This is a genomic window from Lysobacter yananisis, assembly GCF_031199375.1.
GTDB lineage: Bacteria > Pseudomonadota > Gammaproteobacteria > Xanthomonadales > Xanthomonadaceae > Lysobacter > Lysobacter yananisis.
Genome location: NZ_CP133568.1, coordinates 384,549 through 400,859 on the forward strand (window position 1 = coordinate 384,549; position 16,311 = coordinate 400,859).

Below are 16,311 nucleotides of genomic sequence, written 5' to 3' on the forward strand. Positions count from 1 at the left end.
ATGACGCGCGCCGATGCGCGAGGGCCGCGCCAACGAAGCCGCACCAACGAAAGCGGCCGCGAGTGCGGCCGCTGCGATATCCACCGATGCCGCCGCGCTCAGGCGGCGAGCAATTCCGGCAACTGCGCCGGCGCCGTCGCGATGCGCTGCGCGCCGGCCTGGCGCAGTTCCTGTTCGCTGCCGAAGCCCCACAGCACGCCGACGCCGGCCATGCCGTGCTGGGCCGCGCCTTCGATGTCCATGCGCCGGTCGCCGATCATCACGCACTGCGCCGGGGTCAGGCCGAAACGGCCCAGCGCCTCGCCGATCAGCTCGACCTTGTGGGTCAGGCGGCCGTCGTCGGTGCAGCCGACGATGTCCTCGAAGTGCGCGCCGAACGGCAGGTGCTCGAGGATCTTGCGCGCGTTGTTCTCGTTCTTGGCGGTGACCACGGCCATGCGGTAACCGGCCGCGCGCAGGCCGTCGAGCAGTTCGGCGATGCCGTCGTAGACGCTGTGCTCGGTCCAGCCTTCGCGGCCGTAGCGCTCCAGGTACAGCGCCACCGCCTGCTCGACCTTGTCCTCGTCGCCCAACAGCGGCTGGAAGCTGGTGCGCAGCGCCGGGCCGATCCAGCCGCGCAGCGCTTGCGGGTCGGGCACCGGGTGGCGCATGGTCTCCAGCGCATAGGCGATCGAGCGGGTGATGCCGACCGAGGAATCGATCAAGGTGCCGTCGAGATCGAAGAACAACACCGGTTGTTGTGCGCTCATCGCTCAGCCCGCGCGCTGCTTGAGCGCGGCCACCGCCGGCAGTTCCTTGCCTTCCAGGAACTCCAGGAACGCGCCGCCGCCGGTGGAGATGTAGCCCACCTGCTCGGCGATGCCGTACTTGTCGACCGCCGCGAGGGTGTCGCCGCCGCCTGCGATGGAGAACGCCTTCGACGCGGCGATCGCGCGCGCCAAGGCTTCGGTGCCCTTGCCGAAGGCGTCGAATTCGAACACGCCGACGGGGCCGTTCCAGACCACGGTGCCGGCCTGCGCGATCATCTGCGCGTAGCGCGCGGCGGTGTCCGGGCCGATGTCGAGGATCATGTCGTCGGCGCCGACCGCGTCGACCGCCTTGACCGTGGCCGGCGCATCGGCGGCGAACGCCGGAGCGACCACGACGTCGGTCGGCACCGGAATGTCGGCGCCGCGCGCCTTGGCGTCGGCCATGATCTTCTTCGCGGTGTCGATCAGGTCGTTCTCGACCAGCGACTTGCCGACGTTGTGGCCCATCGCGGCGATGAAGGTGTTGGCGATGCCGCCGCCGACGATGAGCTGGTCGACCTTGGACACCAGCGAGGACAGCAGTTCCAGCTTGGTCGAGACCTTGGAGCCGGCGACGATCGCCAGCAGCGGCCGCGCCGGGTTGTCCAACGCCTGCGCCAGCGCGTCCAGCTCGGCCATCAGCAGCGGGCCGCCGGCGGCGGTCTTGGCGTAACGGATCGCGCCGTGGGTCGAGGCCTGGGCGCGGTGGGCGGTGCCGAAGGCGTCCATGACGAACACGTCGCACAGCGCCGCGTACTTCTTCGCCAGCGCCTCGTCGTCCTTGCCCTCGCCGACGTTCATGCGGCAATTCTCCAGCAGCACCAACTGGCCGGGCGCCACTTCGACGCCATCGACCCAATCCTTGACCAGCGGCACCTCGATGCCGAGCAGTTCGGACAGGCGCGCGGCCACCGGCGCCAGCGAATCGGCCTGGCTCCACTGGCCTTCCTTGGGCCGGCCCAGATGCGAGGTCACCATCACCGCCGCGCCCTTCTCCAGCGCCAGCTTCAGCGTCGGGATCGCGGCGAGGATGCGCTGCTCGGAGGTGATGCGGCCATCGTCGATGGGGACGTTGAGATCTTCGCGGATCAGCACTCGCTTGCCGGCGAGATCTAGGTCGGTCATGCGGACGATGGACACGGGGCCTCCTGGGCGATGCGGAAACGGGGATGCGCGGACGGACCGCGGCCGGCTCGGGGCGCGGCTGGGGTGGCTATTGTCGCGGGGGCGGGGGGCGAAGGGAACCGTTGGGCTGAATGGCGGGAGCGCGGGTGGTTCCGAGGGCAAGGGCGCTTTCGTCGTCGCTGTCCTGGCGCGGTCGCGGCTTGCGCCGCTCCTACAGGGGCTGCGGCCGGTTCGTATCCGGCGGCGGCGCTGCGTCTGCGGGGATTGCGGGGACTGCGGCAACACAGTCCCGCCGAAACCACCCACCGTCATTCCGGCGAAAGCCGGAATCCATTTTGATCTTGCCGTTGCCGTTGCCGTTGTCGTTGCTGTTACCGCTGCTTGTGCTCGCCCCTGAGCCCGACGCAGCCGTCCCGCAGCCCCGGAGGGCGTGCGCATGGATGCGCACGCGCGCCATGGGGCATGGATGCCCCTTATGGCGCGGCCCCGCGCCCCTTTCGAGCCATAGTGGCTCTTGATCCGAAAAAGATAAGGCCTTTTCTTTGGTTACTTTCTTTGTGGCTTAAGACAAAGAAAGTGACCCGGCCGCTTGCGGACGGAAGCCCTTGATCTTCGCTTGTCGTCACCAGCAGGCACACGCAAAAGCAGAACCCGCCGCGGCACGCCCCCTGTAGGAGCGGCGCAAGCCGCGACCGCGCCATCGCAAACACAGTGAAAGTTCCGTCGTAGCTGCGTTGCCGTGGTCGCGGCTCGCGCCGCTCCTACAGTCGGATACGCAACCCCTCGCCCGTCATTCCGGCGAAAGCCGGAGCCCATTTTGATTTTGCTGCTGCCTTCGCCGTTATCGATGTGTCGCGCGACGACAAGCCACCATCAAGAGCTTTCGTCCGCAAGCGGCCGAGCTACTTTCTTTTGTCAGCGCGACAAAAGAAAGTAGCGGCGGAGTCAATGTCCAAGTGCATCACCCTGCGCCCGCGGGTTTTTGAGTTCCTCATAGAGCACCTCGACGGGCGAGCGCCTGCCCAGGCTACGACGGGGGCGGTTGTTCATTTCCCACGCCACCTCCTTGAGGCGCTGCGCAGAATGCACCGACAGATCGGTGCCCTTGGGAAAGTATTGCCGCAACAAGCCGTTGGTGTTTTCGCAGGTTCCGCGTTGCCACGGGCTATGGGGGTCGGCGAAGTAGATCGCTAAACCAGTGCGTTCGCTCAACTGCCGATGCGATGCCATTTCCTTGCCCTGGTCGTAGGTCAAGGTCTTCTTCAAACTTTCCGGCACACCTTCGAACGCCGAGCTGAAGGCCTCCAGCACCGTGTGCGCGGTCGCGTCGGCGAGCTTGACCAGCTTGACGTACAAGGTGCGGCGGCAGACCAATACCCCAATCGCCGAGCGATTGTGCGCGCCCACGATCAGGTCGCCCTCCCAATGCCCCGGCATCAGGCGCTCATGCGCGGCCGGCGGCCGCAGGCGGATGTTGGTAGATCCGGCAGATGGCCGCGGGCGTCGCTTCCCTGGCGCGTGCGGCGGCCGGACTTGCGCCCCTGCCGCAGCAGACGGGTCACCTGGCGGCGCAATTCGCCGCGCGGCATCGCATAAATCGCGGTATAGATCGTTTCGTGCGACACGCGCAGCCAGGGCCGGTCCGGGTACAGATCGCGCAGTTTGTCGGCAATCTGTTGCGGCGACCAGCACCGTTCCAGCCAATAGCGCACGCGTCGCCACAGCACGGTGTCGCGTCGCAGCTTGCGGCGCACCCGCGCCCGCCGACGCAGCCGTTGGGCCCGCCGGCCCGCCCGGGTCGCATCGTAGCCAGGGTCGAAACGGGGGCGTCCGCGCAGCGGCGGCCCCGAATGGGACCGAAACCCATTACGGCGCAACTCGCGAGCGATGGTGCTTTGCGCCCGACCCAACGTCTGGGCGATTTGCCGTCCGCTCGCCCCTTGGGCGATCAAGACCATGATGGCCCCGCGCTCTTCTGCGCTCAGATGTGAATACTGCTGGCCCATTCACAGTGCCTCACTGAGGTGATGCACTTGAGGTTAGAGACCAGCAGCCAAAGAAAAACGCTTGTTTAAGGTCACAAGCCACTAGGTCCAGCACCTTTCGCGGGGATGCGCCGTAAGGGGCATCCTGCCCCTACGGCGCACGCGCGCATCCATGCGCGCGCCCTCCGGGTCTGCGGAACTATGGCCTTGCTCGATGTGGAGGAAAAGCAACGGCAACGGCTATGAATTTCCAGCACTGCCGCAACAACACCCAAAGCCATCGCGACACCAAGCGCGTTGCCTCACGCTTGCGGCGTCTTCCCCGAACGCAACAGACTCATTGCGAAGCCCACCACGATCAACGCCCCGCCCACCAGCACCGCCCACAACAGCCACGAACGCCAGTCGCGCTCGGGCTCCGGCGCCGCCAGCGCCGCGGCGCCGGCGAGGTCGCTGGGCGCGCCCAGGCTCGCCTCGGCCGGACGCCAGTCGTTGCCGCGCGATTGCCGCAAGGCGTCCACCAACTGCGACAGCGGCGAATCGGCGCGCGCGGCGCGGCCGCTGCCGGCGACCAGCGCGTACGGCGGCTGGCCCTGGGCCAGGAACACCACCACTTCCGGGCGGTAGCCCAGGCGCAGCACCGGTTCGCCCGGCACCGCGCCGCTGGCGCGCAGGCGCCACAGTCGGTCGCGCGAGGTGCCGGAAAGCTGGCGCGCGGGCGAGCGGTCGCCCGCGCCCTGCCCGGCCACCGCGTAGGCCATCCACGGGCCGGCTTGCGCGCGCCAGCCTTCGTCTTCGCTGTCGCGGCTGTCCAGCCGCCACTGCAGGGCGTGGTTGCCGGGCAGCGCGACGTCGGCCTGCTGGATCGGGAAGCGCCCGTCCAGGCGGTATTCGAACGCAACGCCGCCGTCCTTGAGTTGCACCCGCGCGCCCTTGAGTTCGCGCCATTGCAGCGGCGCGCCGGCCGCGGTCGCGCTCAGCTCCGCTTCGACCGCGACGATCTGCGCGCCGCGTTGCGGGTCCTGCGGGGTCAAGCGCAGGTAGCGCGCCTGTTCGCCGACCGCGTCGAAGGCGATGCGCCGCTGCACCAGGCGCTGGCCGTCGCGCTGCAGGTCGAGCAGGCGGCCGCTGCTGGTCACGCTGCGCCAATGGTCGAGGTCGTCGCTGGCCTCGACCGAATAGGCCGCGTCCAGCGCCGCGCCCGGCGCCCATTGCAGCTGCAACGCCTGGATCGGCGCGCGCACCGCGCTGGCGTCGATCAGCAGCGCGGTCTGCGGCAGCTTGGCGGTGTCGCCGGCGGTGCTGCGCGCTTCGACCCGGCGCAGGCGGCCGTCGGTTTCCACTTCGCTGATCAGCTCCCAGCCTTTGTTCGTCCCGGCCGGCGCGGCCGGCAGCGGGAACCACGGCAGCGAGCGGCGCTGCGGCGCGCGCGCCAGCGGTTGCTCCGGCGCGAACACCTCGGCCGGCACGATGGCGCCGCCGGCGTCGATCACGTCGATGTCGCGCAACTGCGCGCTTTGCGCCTGCGCGTACACGGACGGATCGAGTTCGACCCGATACGCGCCGCCGTCGTCGCGGCTGAGTTGCAACGGCCATTGCCGCGCATAGTCCTGGCGCGGCGCCGCGGCCAGCGGCAAGGCGAGAACCAGCAGCGCCAGCGTGAGGGAACGGGATTTCATGCGGAAGCGTCCTGCTCGGTGCGTGAATCGGAAGGAGGTTCGCCGCCATCGGCCTGCGCATCGCGCGACGGCGGCGCCGGCGCGAAGTAGCCGACCAGCGTGCACAACAGGCCGTAGGCGATGAACGAGGCGATGCCCAACAGGTTGCCCAGGTGGCTGCGGTCGATCAGCACCAGCTTGGCCAGCACCACCGCCATCAGCACCGCGCCGGCCAGCCACAGCCCGCGCTGGCCGCGGCGCGAGCCGGCGATCCAGCCGGCCACGCCGAGCACGCTCCAGGTCACGGTCAGGCTGGTCTGCACCAGGCTGGCCGAATACATCGACGGGCTCCAGGCCACGCCGCCCCAGAAGTGGGCGCTGCGCAGCACCTCGACGGTGACCAGGGCGAAGCCGCCCAACGCCAGCAGCGGCACCCGGCGCCGGCCGAGACCGGCCGGGACCAGCGTCGAAGCCAGCCAGGCGCCGAGCACCGACAGGGTTCCCCACTGGATCAGGGCCTGCGGATTGAGCAACGGCAGCCACATCAGCGGCGCCGGGTCGGCGTCGCTGCCCAGGCGCACGATCGTCGCAAAGGCCAGCACCAACGCGAAGCCCGCCATCGCCCCGCCGCGCCACTGCGCGAAGCGTTCGGCCACCGGCCGCTCGATCAGGCCCGGCCGCCACAGGCAGGCCGCGGCCATCGCCAGCAGCGGCGCGGTCAATGCGGCGAACTGCCAGCCCGAGCCGAACGCGGTGGCGTCGTCGCGCAGCCACAGCTGCAGGCACACGCCGGGCAGGATCGCCCACGACCACAGCCAGCCCAGATGGGCGAACGCGAGTTCGCCCTTGCCGCTCGCGCGCAACGCGCGCAGCAGGCGCCAGCCCAGCAGCGCATACGCCGCCCACGCCAGCCAGCCCCAGTTGCGCAACGGCCACAGGTGGCCGTCGATGTGCCACAAGGCGAACAGGGCCGCCACCGCCGGCGCCAGCATCGCGGTCGCCGACAGCGCCCGCCACGGATGCCGGGCGAAGATTTCCGCGGCCAGCCAGGCGCTCGCCACCGTCAGCGCAAAACCCGCGTTGGCGCGCGCGGCGGACGGCACGAACGCCTCGATCTGACCGGCGAACGCGCCCAGCCACCACAGCAGGCCCCACAAGTAGTACAGCCCGGCGAGCGCCGCGGGCGCACCGGCCGCGGCGCTGCGGCGGTAGCTGGCGGCGCTGGCCAGGCCGGCCAGCGCGATCAGCAACGCGCCGGCGAAGTTGGCGTTGAGGAAGATCCAGCGCGCGTCCCAGATCTCGTCGCTGGCGCCGATCGCGAAGGCCATCGCCGCGGCCAGTTGCAAGCCGGCGCCGGTCAGCTGCGGCAGCAGGCGCTGCTGGCGCAGGCCGAGCCAGACCAACGCCGCGCCTTCCAGCGCGAACACGCAGGCGGTGGCCTCGGCGGCGAGCGCCAGCGGCACCGCCAGGGTCGCGAAGCCCACCCCGAGCAGCGCGTACGGCGTGCTCAGCGCGAAGAAGCGCGAGTCGCGGCGCAGCCACCACGCCAGCGCCGCGTACAGCGCGCCCAGGCCCAGCGCGCAGAACGCCAGCGGCATGCGCGCGCCTTGCAGCAGCCCGGCCTGCAGGCTGAAGGCGATCAGCGGCGTGCCGAACACCAGGCAGCCGTCGATCAGGTCGCGCCGGCCGGCGGCGCGGCGGCGCGCGTACAGCACCGGGATCAGCAGATAGAAGGCGAAGAACAGCAGCAGGAACGGCTCGGTGGTCGAGTAATGCTCCGGCCGGTACTTGAGCACGCCCCACAGCGTGCCGATGCCCCAGGTGAAGGCGAAGCCGAGCAGGTTCAGCACCCGCCACGGCCGCCACCAGGCGATGGCGAAGATGCCGGCGTTGAGCACGGCGTAGTAGCCGAACAGGGCGACGTGGTTGCCCGAGCCGGTCGACAGCCAGATCGGCGCGAGGAAGCCGGCGAGGATCGCGAACACCGCCAGCGCCATCGCGTTCTGCTTCACCGACAGCACGCCGGTGCCGGCCACCAGCACCACGCTCAGCGCGAACGCGGCGCCGGCCGGGATCATGCCGTAGAGCTTGAACGCGGCGAACACCACCAACAGCAGCACGCCGATCGCGCCGCCCTGCAGGCTCAGCGCGAACACCCGCTTGCGTTCGCGCTGGCGCCAGCCGAACACCAGCGCGGCCATCGCCGCGGCGGCGACGCCGGCCAGGCGCAGTTCCACCGGCACCCGCATCCAGCCCTGGTCGCTGGCGTACTTGAGCAGGGCGGCGACGCCGGCCAGCAGCACCAGCATGCCGACCTTGACCGGCACGTTGCCCTCGGTGAACCAGCGCCGCAGCCAGCGCGCGGCGACGGTGACGACGTCCGGCTGAGCCGGCGCGCGCGGCGCCTGCGGGCGCGGCGGCGGCACCGGCGCGGCGGGCGTCGAGGTCGGGGGCACCGAAGTCGAGGGCGGCGCAGCCGCGGGCAGCGGCGGCGGTTGCGCCGGGGTCGCCGCGGGGCGCTCTGGTGCCGCGCTCGCAGGGCCGGGGGCGGCCGGGACGGCGACGGAAGGCGCCGAAACGCGCTCGCCCTGCGCCCGCGCCGCGGCCTCGCGTGCGCTCGATTCGGCCAGGGTCGCCTGGTGGCCCGCCGGTCCGCCCGACTGGCGCAGGCGCTCGACTTCGCGCTCCAGCCCGCTCACCCGGCCGCGCAGCGAGCCGAGCTGGACCAGCGCGACCACCAGCAGCACCGGTACCGCCAGGACCGCGAGGACCAGCAAGACAATCAGCGATTCCATCACGTTTCCCCTATCCTTATGGCGGGCACGTTACACCAACCACGGCACCTTGCGGGGGTGTCCTTCACCCCGTGCATACCTTGCTGACTCACCACATATCGCGTTGACGAAATCGACGAACCCCACTATGTTGTGTCCGTCGGTGCCGGTCGAGAGACCGGCTGAATAGGGAAGCCGGTAGGGAGGGCCCGCGGATCGCCGCGCGGCCGCCGAAGCCGGCGCTGCCCCGCAGCGGTATGGGAAACGAACGGGCCATGGCACTGGGCGCGACAAGCGCCTGGGAAGCGGCCCCAGTAGGACAAAAGCGAGGAACGAGCGGAGAGGAGTGAGGAGTGAGCGAAGGCGGATCGCTGCGGCTCGCTCCTCACTCCTCTCCGCTCTGTTTCTGGCTCTGAGTCCCGAGCCCGAAGACCTGCCGACAGCCGCGCGTCGCACAACCGCGCGGTCCCGGCCCAATGGAGTCTTCGGGGGAAGACCGGCCGGTGTCGCGGCACGACGGGGCCACCGTCGCGTCCGACCGCTTCGGCGCCATGCGCGGAGCGGCCCGTGCCCGGAACCTTCCGGCGCGCGCGACACCCAGCCAGCGCTCCGACGCTCCGCGCCCGCGGGGGCACGGCCGTGCCGTCGGCGACGCCGCTTTATGCGGTTCGCTGCCGATGGCGCGTCCGCGTTCTCCGCACCGTGCACCCACGCCCCGGAGCAATGCCATGACCACACTGGAAACCGATTCGTCCGTCGCCCCCGCCGCGGACGCCGCCGCCGCCCCCGCTACCAACGTCAAACCGGCACGCAGCGCACAAGACGCGCCCGGCTTCGCGCTGACCCCGCCGGCCGCGAACCTGACGATGAGCGTGACCAAGCGCAGCGGCCGCCGCGAGCCGGTCGACCTCAACAAGATCGTGCGCGCGGTGACCCGCTGCGCCGAAGGCTTGTATTCGGTCGACCCGATGCGCGTGTCCACCCGCACCATCTCCGGCCTGTACGACGGCGCGACCACGCGCGAGCTCGACGAGCTGTCGATCCGCACCGCCGCGCTGCTGACCGCCGAAGAGCCCGAATACGGCCGCCTGGCCGCGCGCCTGCTCGCCGGGGTGATCGAGAAGGAAGTCGCCGGGATCGAGATCCACGCGTTCTCGCAGTCGGTCCAGCGCGGCTTCGACCTGGGCCTGATCAACCAGCGCCTGCTCGACTTCGTCCAGGCCAACGCGCGCAAGCTCAACGACGCGATCGACCGCAACCTCGACGCCAAGTTCGACTACTTCGGCCTGCGCACCCTGTACGACCGCTACCTGCTGCGCCACCCGACCGCGCGCACCGTCATCGAGACCCCGCAGCAGTTCTTCCTGCGCATCGCCTGCGCGCTGAGCGAAGACGTGTCCGACGCGCTGGCGCTGTACCGGCGCATGGCCCAGCTCGACTACATCCCGTCCTCGCCGACCCTGTTCAACTCCGGCACCACCCACGAACAGCTGTCGAGCTGCTTCCTGCTGGATTCGCCGGAAGACTCGCTGGAAGCGATCTACAAGCGCTACATGGACGTGGCCAAGCTGAGCAAGTTCAGCGGCGGCATCGGCCTGAGCTACACCCGCATCCGCGCGCGCGGCTCGCTGATCCGCTCGACCAACGGCCTGAGCAACGGCATCGTGCCGTGGCTGAAGACGCTCGACGCCTCGGTCGCCGCGGTCAACCAGGGCGGCAAGCGCAAGGGCGCGGCCTGCGTGTACCTGGAGCCGTGGCACGCCGACATCGAAGAGTTCCTGGAACTGCGCGACAACACCGGCGACGAAGCGCGCCGCACCCACAACCTCAACCTCGCCAACTGGATTCCCGACGAATTCATGCGCCGGGTCGAGGCCGACGCCGACTGGTCGCTGTTCGACCCGGCCAAGGTGCCGCAGCTGACCGACCTGTGGGGCGAGTCGTTCGAACGCGCCTACCGCGCCGCCGAGGCCGCCGGCCAAGCGGTCAAGAAGGTCAAGGCGCGCGACATCTACGCGCGGATGATGCGCACCCTGGCGCAGACCGGCAACGGCTGGATGAACTTCAAGGACAAGTCCAACCGCGCCTGCAACCAGACCCTGCGCGACGGCAACGTGGTGCACCTGTCGAACCTGTGCACCGAGATCCTGGAAGTGACCTCGCAGGACGAAACCGCGGTGTGCAACCTCGGCTCGATCAACCTGTCGCACCACGTCGAAATCTTCGAGGATGGCAAGGGCGCGTTCGATTTCGAAAAGCTCGCCGAGACCGTGCGCCTGGCCGTGCGCCAGCTCGACCGCGTGATCGACCTGAACTTCTACCCGATCGAGACCGCGCGCCGCGCCAACCTGCGCTGGCGTCCGGTCGGCCTCGGCACGATGGGCCTGCAGGACGTGTTCTTCAAGCTGCGCCTGCCGTTCGACTCCGAGCCGGCGCGCAAGCTCGGCCGCGAGATCGCCGAAGCCATCTACTTCCACGCCCTGTCGGCGTCGAACGAACTGGCGATGGAGCACGGCAAGCACCCCGGCTACGAAGACACCCGCGCCAGCATCGGCGAACTGCAGTTCGAAGCCTGGGGCGTGGAACCGTCGCAGCCGGAGCGCTGGACCGAGCTACGCGCACGCATCAAGCAGCACGGCCTGCGCAACTCGCTGCTGGTGGCGATCGCGCCGACCGCGACCATCGCCTCGATCGCCGGCTGCTACGAGTGCATCGAGCCGCAGGTGTCGAACCTGTTCAAGCGCGAGACCCTGTCGGGCGACTTCCTGGTGGTCAACAAGTACCTGGTCGAGGAGCTCAAGAAGCTCGGCATGTGGACGCCGGAAATGCGCGACCGGATCAAGATGGCCGAAGGCTCGATCCAGGCGGTGACGGAGATCCCCGAATCGCTGCGCCAGGTCTACCGCACCGCGTGGGAACTGCCGATGCGTTCGCTGATCGACATGGCCGCCGACCGCGGCGCGTTCATCGATCAAAGCCAGTCCTTGAACCTGTTCATCGAGAGCCCGAACATCGGCCAGCTCAGCTCGATGTACATGTACGCCTGGAAGAAGGGCCTGAAGACCACGTACTACCTGCGCTCGCGTCCGGCGACCAAGATCGCCAAGACAACGGTCAGCGCGCCGGCCGCAGCGCCGGTGGCGCCGAAGCCGGAATACACCGAGAGCGACGCGATCGCCTGCTCGCTGGAAAATCCGGAAGCCTGCGAGGCTTGCCAGTAAGGTCGAGAAGTGAGCGGAGAGGAGTGAGGAGTGAGCAAGGGCGGTCAGGGGTGCCTGGCTGCTCTTCTCAGGACGGTGAGCATGCGGCTTATCTCGTCGATCAGCGATTTTATTTCTGGCAGATCGGCGGTTCGCAACCAGCCTACCCGCTCGCAAATCAGCAACTGGGTGTGTAGCTCCGCCAAAGATCCGTGCGCGATCGACAGAAACTGCCGTCTCTCGCGCTTGGATTCGCGAGTCCATCCCTCAGCCGTATTGCTCGGCACCGAAATTGCCGCCCTGTTGAGTTGCGACCTCATACCGAATCGCTCCATCGCCGGCAATTGCCGAGACACCAGACAGACCTTTTCGGCCAGTCGAATAGCTTTATTCCAGACAACAGTTTCTTGGTAGTGCACGACGGCCTCCTTGCCCCCAAGGTCTCAGCTCGCCGGCACACCTGCATTAGGAAAACCGCCCATGTCCTCGTCAGCGATGTCCTCGCTCACTCCTCACTCCTCTCCGCTCACTCCTAAGCTGCTCGATCCAGGCTTCGACCTGACCCTGCGCCCGATGCGCTACGCGCAGTTCTACGAGATGTACCGCGACGCCATCCGCAACACCTGGACCGTCGAGGAAGTGGATTTCTCCCAGGACGTCAACGACCTCAAGCACAAGTTCGGCCCGGCCGAGCGGCATCTGATCGAGCGCCTGGTCGCGTTCTTCGCCACCGGCGACAGCATCGTCTCCAACAACCTGGTGCTGAACCTGTATCAGCACATCAACGCGCCGGAAGCGCGCATGTACCTGTCGCGGCAGCTGTACGAGGAAGCGCTGCACGTGCAGTTCTACCTGACCCTGCTCGACACCTACCTGCCCGACCCGAACGAGCGCGCCAAGGCCTTCGACGCGGTCGAGAACATTCCCTCGATCCGGGCCAAGGCCGAGTTCTGCTTCCGCTGGATCGACTCGATCCAGGGCGTGCAGCGGATCGAGACGCGCGAGCAGCGCCGCCAGTTCCTGCTCAACCTGATCTGCTTCGCCGGCTGCATCGAAGGCCTGTTCTTCTTCGCCGCGTTCGCCTACGTCTATTACCTGCGCTCGCGCGGCCTGCTCAACGGCCTGGCCTCGGGCACCAACTGGGTGTTTCGCGACGAGAGCTGCCACATGGCGTTCGCGTTCGAGGTCATCCGCACCGCGCGCGAGGAAGAGCCGGACCTGTTCGACGACGAACTGCGCGCGCAGGTGGTGAAGATGTTCGAAGAGGCGGTGGACTGCGAATACCTGTTCGCCCAGGACGTGCTGTCCGGCGGCGTGGTCGGCCTGTCGCTGAAGGACATGCGCCAGTACCTGGAGTACTGCGCCGACCAGCGCATGGTCCAGCTCGGCATGCCCAAGCACTTCGGCGCGACCAACCCGTTTGCGTTCATGGACCTGCAGGACGTGCAGGAAGTGACCAACTTCTTCGAACGTCGGGTGTCGGCGTATCAGGTCGGCGTGCAGGGCGAAGTGGCGTTCGACGAAGCCTTTTGAAGCAGGAGTGAGCGTAGAGGAGCGAGAAGTGAGCGCAGGCTCGCTTCGCCCTCTGCGCTCGCTCGTTTCCCATGCTCATTCCTCACTCCTCTTCGCTCGCTTCTCGCCCCATGACCGAAGCCCGCATGACCGAGATCGTCTTCCCCGACCACACCAACCACCTGGGCACGCTGTTCGGCGGCCAGGCGCTGGCGTGGATGGACAAGGCCGCCTTCATCGCCGCCTCGCGCTACGCGCGCCGCACCGTGGTCACCGCGCGCTCGGAGCAGATCGACTTCCACCTGCCGGTGCCCAAGGGCGCGCTGGTCGAGCTGATCGCGCGCGTGGTCGAAACCGGCCGCACCTCGATGCAGGTCGAAGTCGAGATGATCCGCGAGGACCTGCTGACCGGCGAATCGCAGCTGGCCACGCGCGGGCGCTTCACCATGATCGCGCTCGACGTCGAGGGCAAGCCGACCGCGGTGCCGCCGCTGCCGGCCGCGCAGGCGTAGCCGACGCCGCAACACAGCGATCCGGCGCGCCGCCGCGCCGGCGCAAGCTGCGGATATTCCTCGGCGCGCGCGATTCCTACAGTGCCTCGCACCTCCACTACGGATACCGCGATGCAACTGGACCACTACCGCACCCTCGGCCGCAGCGGCCTGCGCATCAGCCCGATCTGCCTGGGCACCATGACCTTCGGCGACGACTGGGGCTGGGGCAGCGACGAGAACGAAGCGCGGCGCGTGTTCGACGCCTATCTCGAACGCGGCGGCAACTATGTCGACACCGCGAATTTCTACACCGGTGGCAGTTCGGAAACCCTGCTCGGCCGCTTCGCCCAGGGCCGCCGCGACCGCCTGGTGATCGCCACCAAATTCTCGCTGTGCACCGACCCGGGCGATCCCAACGCCGGCGGCAACCACCGCAAGAACCTGCGCCGATCGGTCGAGGCCAGCCTGCGCCGGCTCGGCACCGACTATCTCGATCTGCTCTACCTGCATGCCTGGGATGCGACCACGCCGGTCGAGGAAGTCATGCGCGGTTTCGACGACCTCGTCCGCGCGGGCAAGCTGCTCTACGCCGGCGTCTCCGACCTGCCGGCGTGGCAGGCCGCGCGCATGCAGACCCTGGCCGAACTGCGCGGCTGGTCGCCGCTGGTGGCGCTGCAGACCGAATACAGCCTGGCCCAGCGCGACAGCGAGCGCGAACTGCTGCCGATGGCGCGCGAACTCGGCCTCGGCGTGAGCGCGTGGTCGCCGCTGGCCTCCGGCGTGCTGACCGGCAAGTATTCGCGCGCCGACCTCGACCCGGCCACGGCTCAGGGCCGGCGCGCGGTCGCGATCGGCAACGGCGCGCTGACCGAGCGCGCGCTCGACATCGCCGAGGTCGTGGTCGACATCGCGCGCGAGCTTGAGCGCCCGCCGGCGCAGGTCGCATTGGCGTGGACCTTGCAGCGGCCCGGCGCGATCGTGCCGGTGATCGGCGCGCGTACCGAAGCGCAGCTGGTGCAAAACCTCGGCGCGCTGGAGCTCGCGCTCGGCGCCGCGCAGCTGCAACGGCTGGAACAGGCGAGCGCGATCGCGTTGGGGTTCCCGCACGATTTCCTGGCCCTGCCCGGCATCGTCGGCGCGATGTTCGGCGGCGCGCGGGTGCGACGCGATTGGTGAGGCGCTGGGTAAAGACGGACTTCAAAGCAGAAGGGCGCGGCGACTGAGGGCCGCGCTTTCCGGTACACCACGTCCCCAACTCCGCCACTCCGGTTGCGGGCCGCGCTTTCCACTACAACGCGCTCCCCCACCCCGTCATTCCGGCGAAAGCCGGAACCCACCTTGATTTTGCCGTTCCGCTTTTCCGACCGTCGCAAGAGCAACGGCAAAATGGGTTCCGGCTTTCGCCGGAATGACGGGGTAATGAAGCGGGGCGAATCGGAGGCGAAGCGAAGCCGCGGAACAGACGCGCAGCGCAAACGCCACGGCGAAACGGAACGGAAGCGACGGCAGAGAATCCGCGCGCGGCAGCGCCGCCGCTCGCCTACAGCACGCCTACTTCGCCGCCTTGTCGGCCTTGGCGGGCGGCTCGTTCTTGCCCGCCGCGCCGGCCGGCTTGCCGTCGGCGGGCTCGGCCGCGCCCTCGCCCGCCGCGGCCTCGTCCAGCAACGGCGGCGGCAGGTCGCGCGCGTACAGGTCGGCCGGGCTCTCGCCCGGGCAGGTCTTGTCCGGGAAGCCGAACTGGGCCTGCAACTGCTCGGCGCATTCGGGCATCGACTCGAAGCTCTTGCCGGTGCCCATGCACTGCGCGTCGAACGCGCGGCGGAAGGATTCGCGGCGGCGGACGAAGTCGTCGCCGCACTTGCGCGCCAGACGGATCCGGTCGAGGTCGTCCTGGGCGGCGTTGGTGCCGTCCAGGCCGTATTGCTTGAGTTCGTCCGGGGTCAGGATGCGCAGGTCGCGGTTGGCCACGGTCATCATCAGGTCCGAGACCGCGGTGGCCACGCCGTTGCGCTCCAGGTAATCGCGCACCTGCTGGTTGATCGCGCGCAGTTCGCGGCTGAGCTCGGCGCGCGAGGTGGCGGTGGAGCGGTCGCGCATCAGCCGGTGGATGCCGACCTTGCCCTCGATCGAGCGGGTGTCGCCGGCCGCCAGCACCAGCACGCAGGCGCTGTGGCAGACCGAGTTCTCGCGCACCCAGATCGCCCAGCCCGATTCGGCGATGGAGTCGCCGGCGCGCAGCGCTTCCTCGACGTGGCCACCGCTGGAGTCGATGTCGAGGATGCGGGTCGGGATCTCCATGCGCGCGGCCATCGCCGCGACCCGCTGGGTCAGCGCGGTGAAGCCGGCGCCGATCTTGCCCTGGTAGCGCACCCGCACCACCCCGCGCTGCTGGCACGGCGACATCGCGTCGACCAGGCTGAAGAAGTCCAGCGATTCCAGGGTGTCGCCGTCGCCGAAGCGCGGGTAGTCGTATTCGCAGCTGATCCGGGCGCTGCCGCCGTCGAGCTTGGCCGGCGGCCAGTAGGTGCCCTTGAGGATGTCCTCTTCGCTGACCGCCGCCGGCGCCGGCTTGGGCATCTCGTTCTGGCTGCCCAGGGTCACCGCCGCGGCCGGCGGCGCCTGCGGGTCCCGGCCGCAAGCGGCCAGCGCCAGCGCGCACAACGCCGCGAACGCGGCGGCCAGGAGCCTGCGGGAAAGGAACGGGGAGCGTTGCGGAACCATGTGTCGAGCCACCGGAGTCGGAATCGCGCGGGACCGTCCTGGCCCGCGCCGCGC

At 69.2% G+C, this 16,311-nt stretch carries 10 protein-coding genes, 1 pseudogene and 1 riboswitch; of the genes and pseudogenes, 4 read left to right on the forward strand and 7 right to left on the reverse strand.

All coding sequences use genetic code 11. The features are described 5' to 3' along the window. Nucleotides 1-98: 98 nt before the first annotated feature. From RDV84_RS01730 to RDV84_RS01750, 5 genes and pseudogenes are all read right to left on the reverse strand, one after another. A complete protein-coding gene (locus tag RDV84_RS01730; protein ID WP_057946434.1) occupies nt 99-749 on the reverse strand; it encodes an HAD hydrolase-like protein in 651 nt (216 codons plus the stop codon). A gap of 3 nt (nt 750-752) precedes the next feature. After that, nucleotides 753-1,928, reverse strand: coding sequence for a phosphoglycerate kinase (locus tag RDV84_RS01735; protein WP_309152268.1), 1,176 nt, complete (start codon nt 1,926-1,928; stop codon nt 753-755). A gap of 930 nt (nt 1,929-2,858) precedes the next feature. After that, nucleotides 2,859-3,919: pseudogene (locus RDV84_RS01740) on the reverse strand (IS30 family transposase). A 281-nt stretch (nt 3,920-4,200) separates the two neighbouring features. Continuing rightward, nucleotides 4,201-5,577 (reverse strand): DUF3999 domain-containing protein, encoded by a 1,377-nt coding sequence (locus tag RDV84_RS01745; protein ID WP_309152269.1) that lies wholly within the window; start codon nt 5,575-5,577, stop codon nt 4,201-4,203. After that, a complete protein-coding gene (locus RDV84_RS01750; protein WP_309152270.1) occupies nt 5,574-8,351 on the reverse strand; it encodes a DUF2339 domain-containing protein in 2,778 nt (925 codons plus the stop codon). Before RDV84_RS01750 ends, RDV84_RS01745 begins: the two co-directional genes overlap by 4 nt. A gap of 123 nt (nt 8,352-8,474) precedes the next feature. Next, nucleotides 8,475-8,785: riboswitch (cobalamin riboswitch) on the forward strand. A 411-nt stretch (nt 8,786-9,196) separates the two neighbouring features. On the opposite strand from RDV84_RS01750, the gene RDV84_RS01755 reads away from it, so the two are divergent. After that, nucleotides 9,197-11,551, forward strand: a complete 2,355-nt coding sequence (locus tag RDV84_RS01755) for a ribonucleoside-diphosphate reductase subunit alpha (RefSeq protein ID WP_231784016.1) — start codon at nt 9,197-9,199, stop codon at nt 11,549-11,551. 44 nt (nt 11,552-11,595) lie between these two features. On the opposite strand, the gene RDV84_RS01760 is transcribed toward RDV84_RS01755, so the two are convergent. Further along, complete coding sequence (locus RDV84_RS01760; protein WP_309152271.1) at nt 11,596-11,949, reverse strand: four helix bundle protein; 354 nt, start codon at nt 11,947-11,949, stop codon at nt 11,596-11,598. Between the two features lie 61 nt (nt 11,950-12,010). On the opposite strand from RDV84_RS01760, the gene RDV84_RS01765 reads away from it, so the two are divergent. The 3 genes from RDV84_RS01765 to RDV84_RS01775 all read left to right on the forward strand — a co-directional run bounded on the left by RDV84_RS01765 (nt 12,011) and on the right by RDV84_RS01775 (nt 14,712). After that, nucleotides 12,011-13,063, forward strand: a complete 1,053-nt coding sequence (locus RDV84_RS01765) for a ribonucleotide-diphosphate reductase subunit beta (protein WP_231783951.1) — start codon at nt 12,011-12,013, stop codon at nt 13,061-13,063. A gap of 110 nt (nt 13,064-13,173) precedes the next feature. Next, entirely contained in the window at nt 13,174-13,554 is a 381-nt protein-coding gene (locus RDV84_RS01770) for an acyl-CoA thioesterase (RefSeq protein WP_254782744.1), read from the forward strand. A 111-nt stretch (nt 13,555-13,665) separates the two neighbouring features. Beyond that, nucleotides 13,666-14,712, forward strand: coding sequence for an aldo/keto reductase (locus tag RDV84_RS01775; protein ID WP_309152272.1), 1,047 nt, complete (start codon nt 13,666-13,668; stop codon nt 14,710-14,712). 375 nt (nt 14,713-15,087) lie between these two features. On the opposite strand, the gene RDV84_RS01780 is transcribed toward RDV84_RS01775, so the two are convergent. Further along, nucleotides 15,088-16,257, reverse strand: coding sequence for a COG3904 family protein (locus RDV84_RS01780; protein ID WP_309152273.1), 1,170 nt, complete (start codon nt 16,255-16,257; stop codon nt 15,088-15,090). Nucleotides 16,258-16,311: the final 54 nt, after the last annotated feature.

Bases quoted from the DNA above. Each gene is read 5' to 3' on its own strand.
- RDV84_RS01730 (WP_057946434.1), bottom strand. From the start codon at position 749: ATGAGCGCACAACAACCGGTGTTGTTCTTCGATCTCGACGGCACCTTG.
- RDV84_RS01745 (WP_309152269.1), bottom strand. From the start codon at position 5,577: ATGAAATCCCGTTCCCTCACGCTGGCGCTGCTGGTTCTCGCCTTGCCG.
- RDV84_RS01750 (WP_309152270.1), bottom strand. From the start codon at position 8,351: ATGGAATCGCTGATTGTCTTGCTGGTCCTCGCGGTCCTGGCGGTACCG.
- RDV84_RS01755 (WP_231784016.1), top strand. From the start codon at position 9,197: ATGAGCGTGACCAAGCGCAGCGGCCGCCGCGAGCCGGTCGACCTCAAC.
- RDV84_RS01765 (WP_231783951.1), top strand. From the start codon at position 12,011: ATGTCCTCGTCAGCGATGTCCTCGCTCACTCCTCACTCCTCTCCGCTC.
- RDV84_RS01770 (WP_254782744.1), top strand. From the start codon at position 13,174: ATGACCGAAGCCCGCATGACCGAGATCGTCTTCCCCGACCACACCAAC.
- RDV84_RS01775 (WP_309152272.1), top strand. From the start codon at position 13,666: ATGCAACTGGACCACTACCGCACCCTCGGCCGCAGCGGCCTGCGCATC.
- RDV84_RS01780 (WP_309152273.1), bottom strand. From the start codon at position 16,257: ATGGTTCCGCAACGCTCCCCGTTCCTTTCCCGCAGGCTCCTGGCCGCC.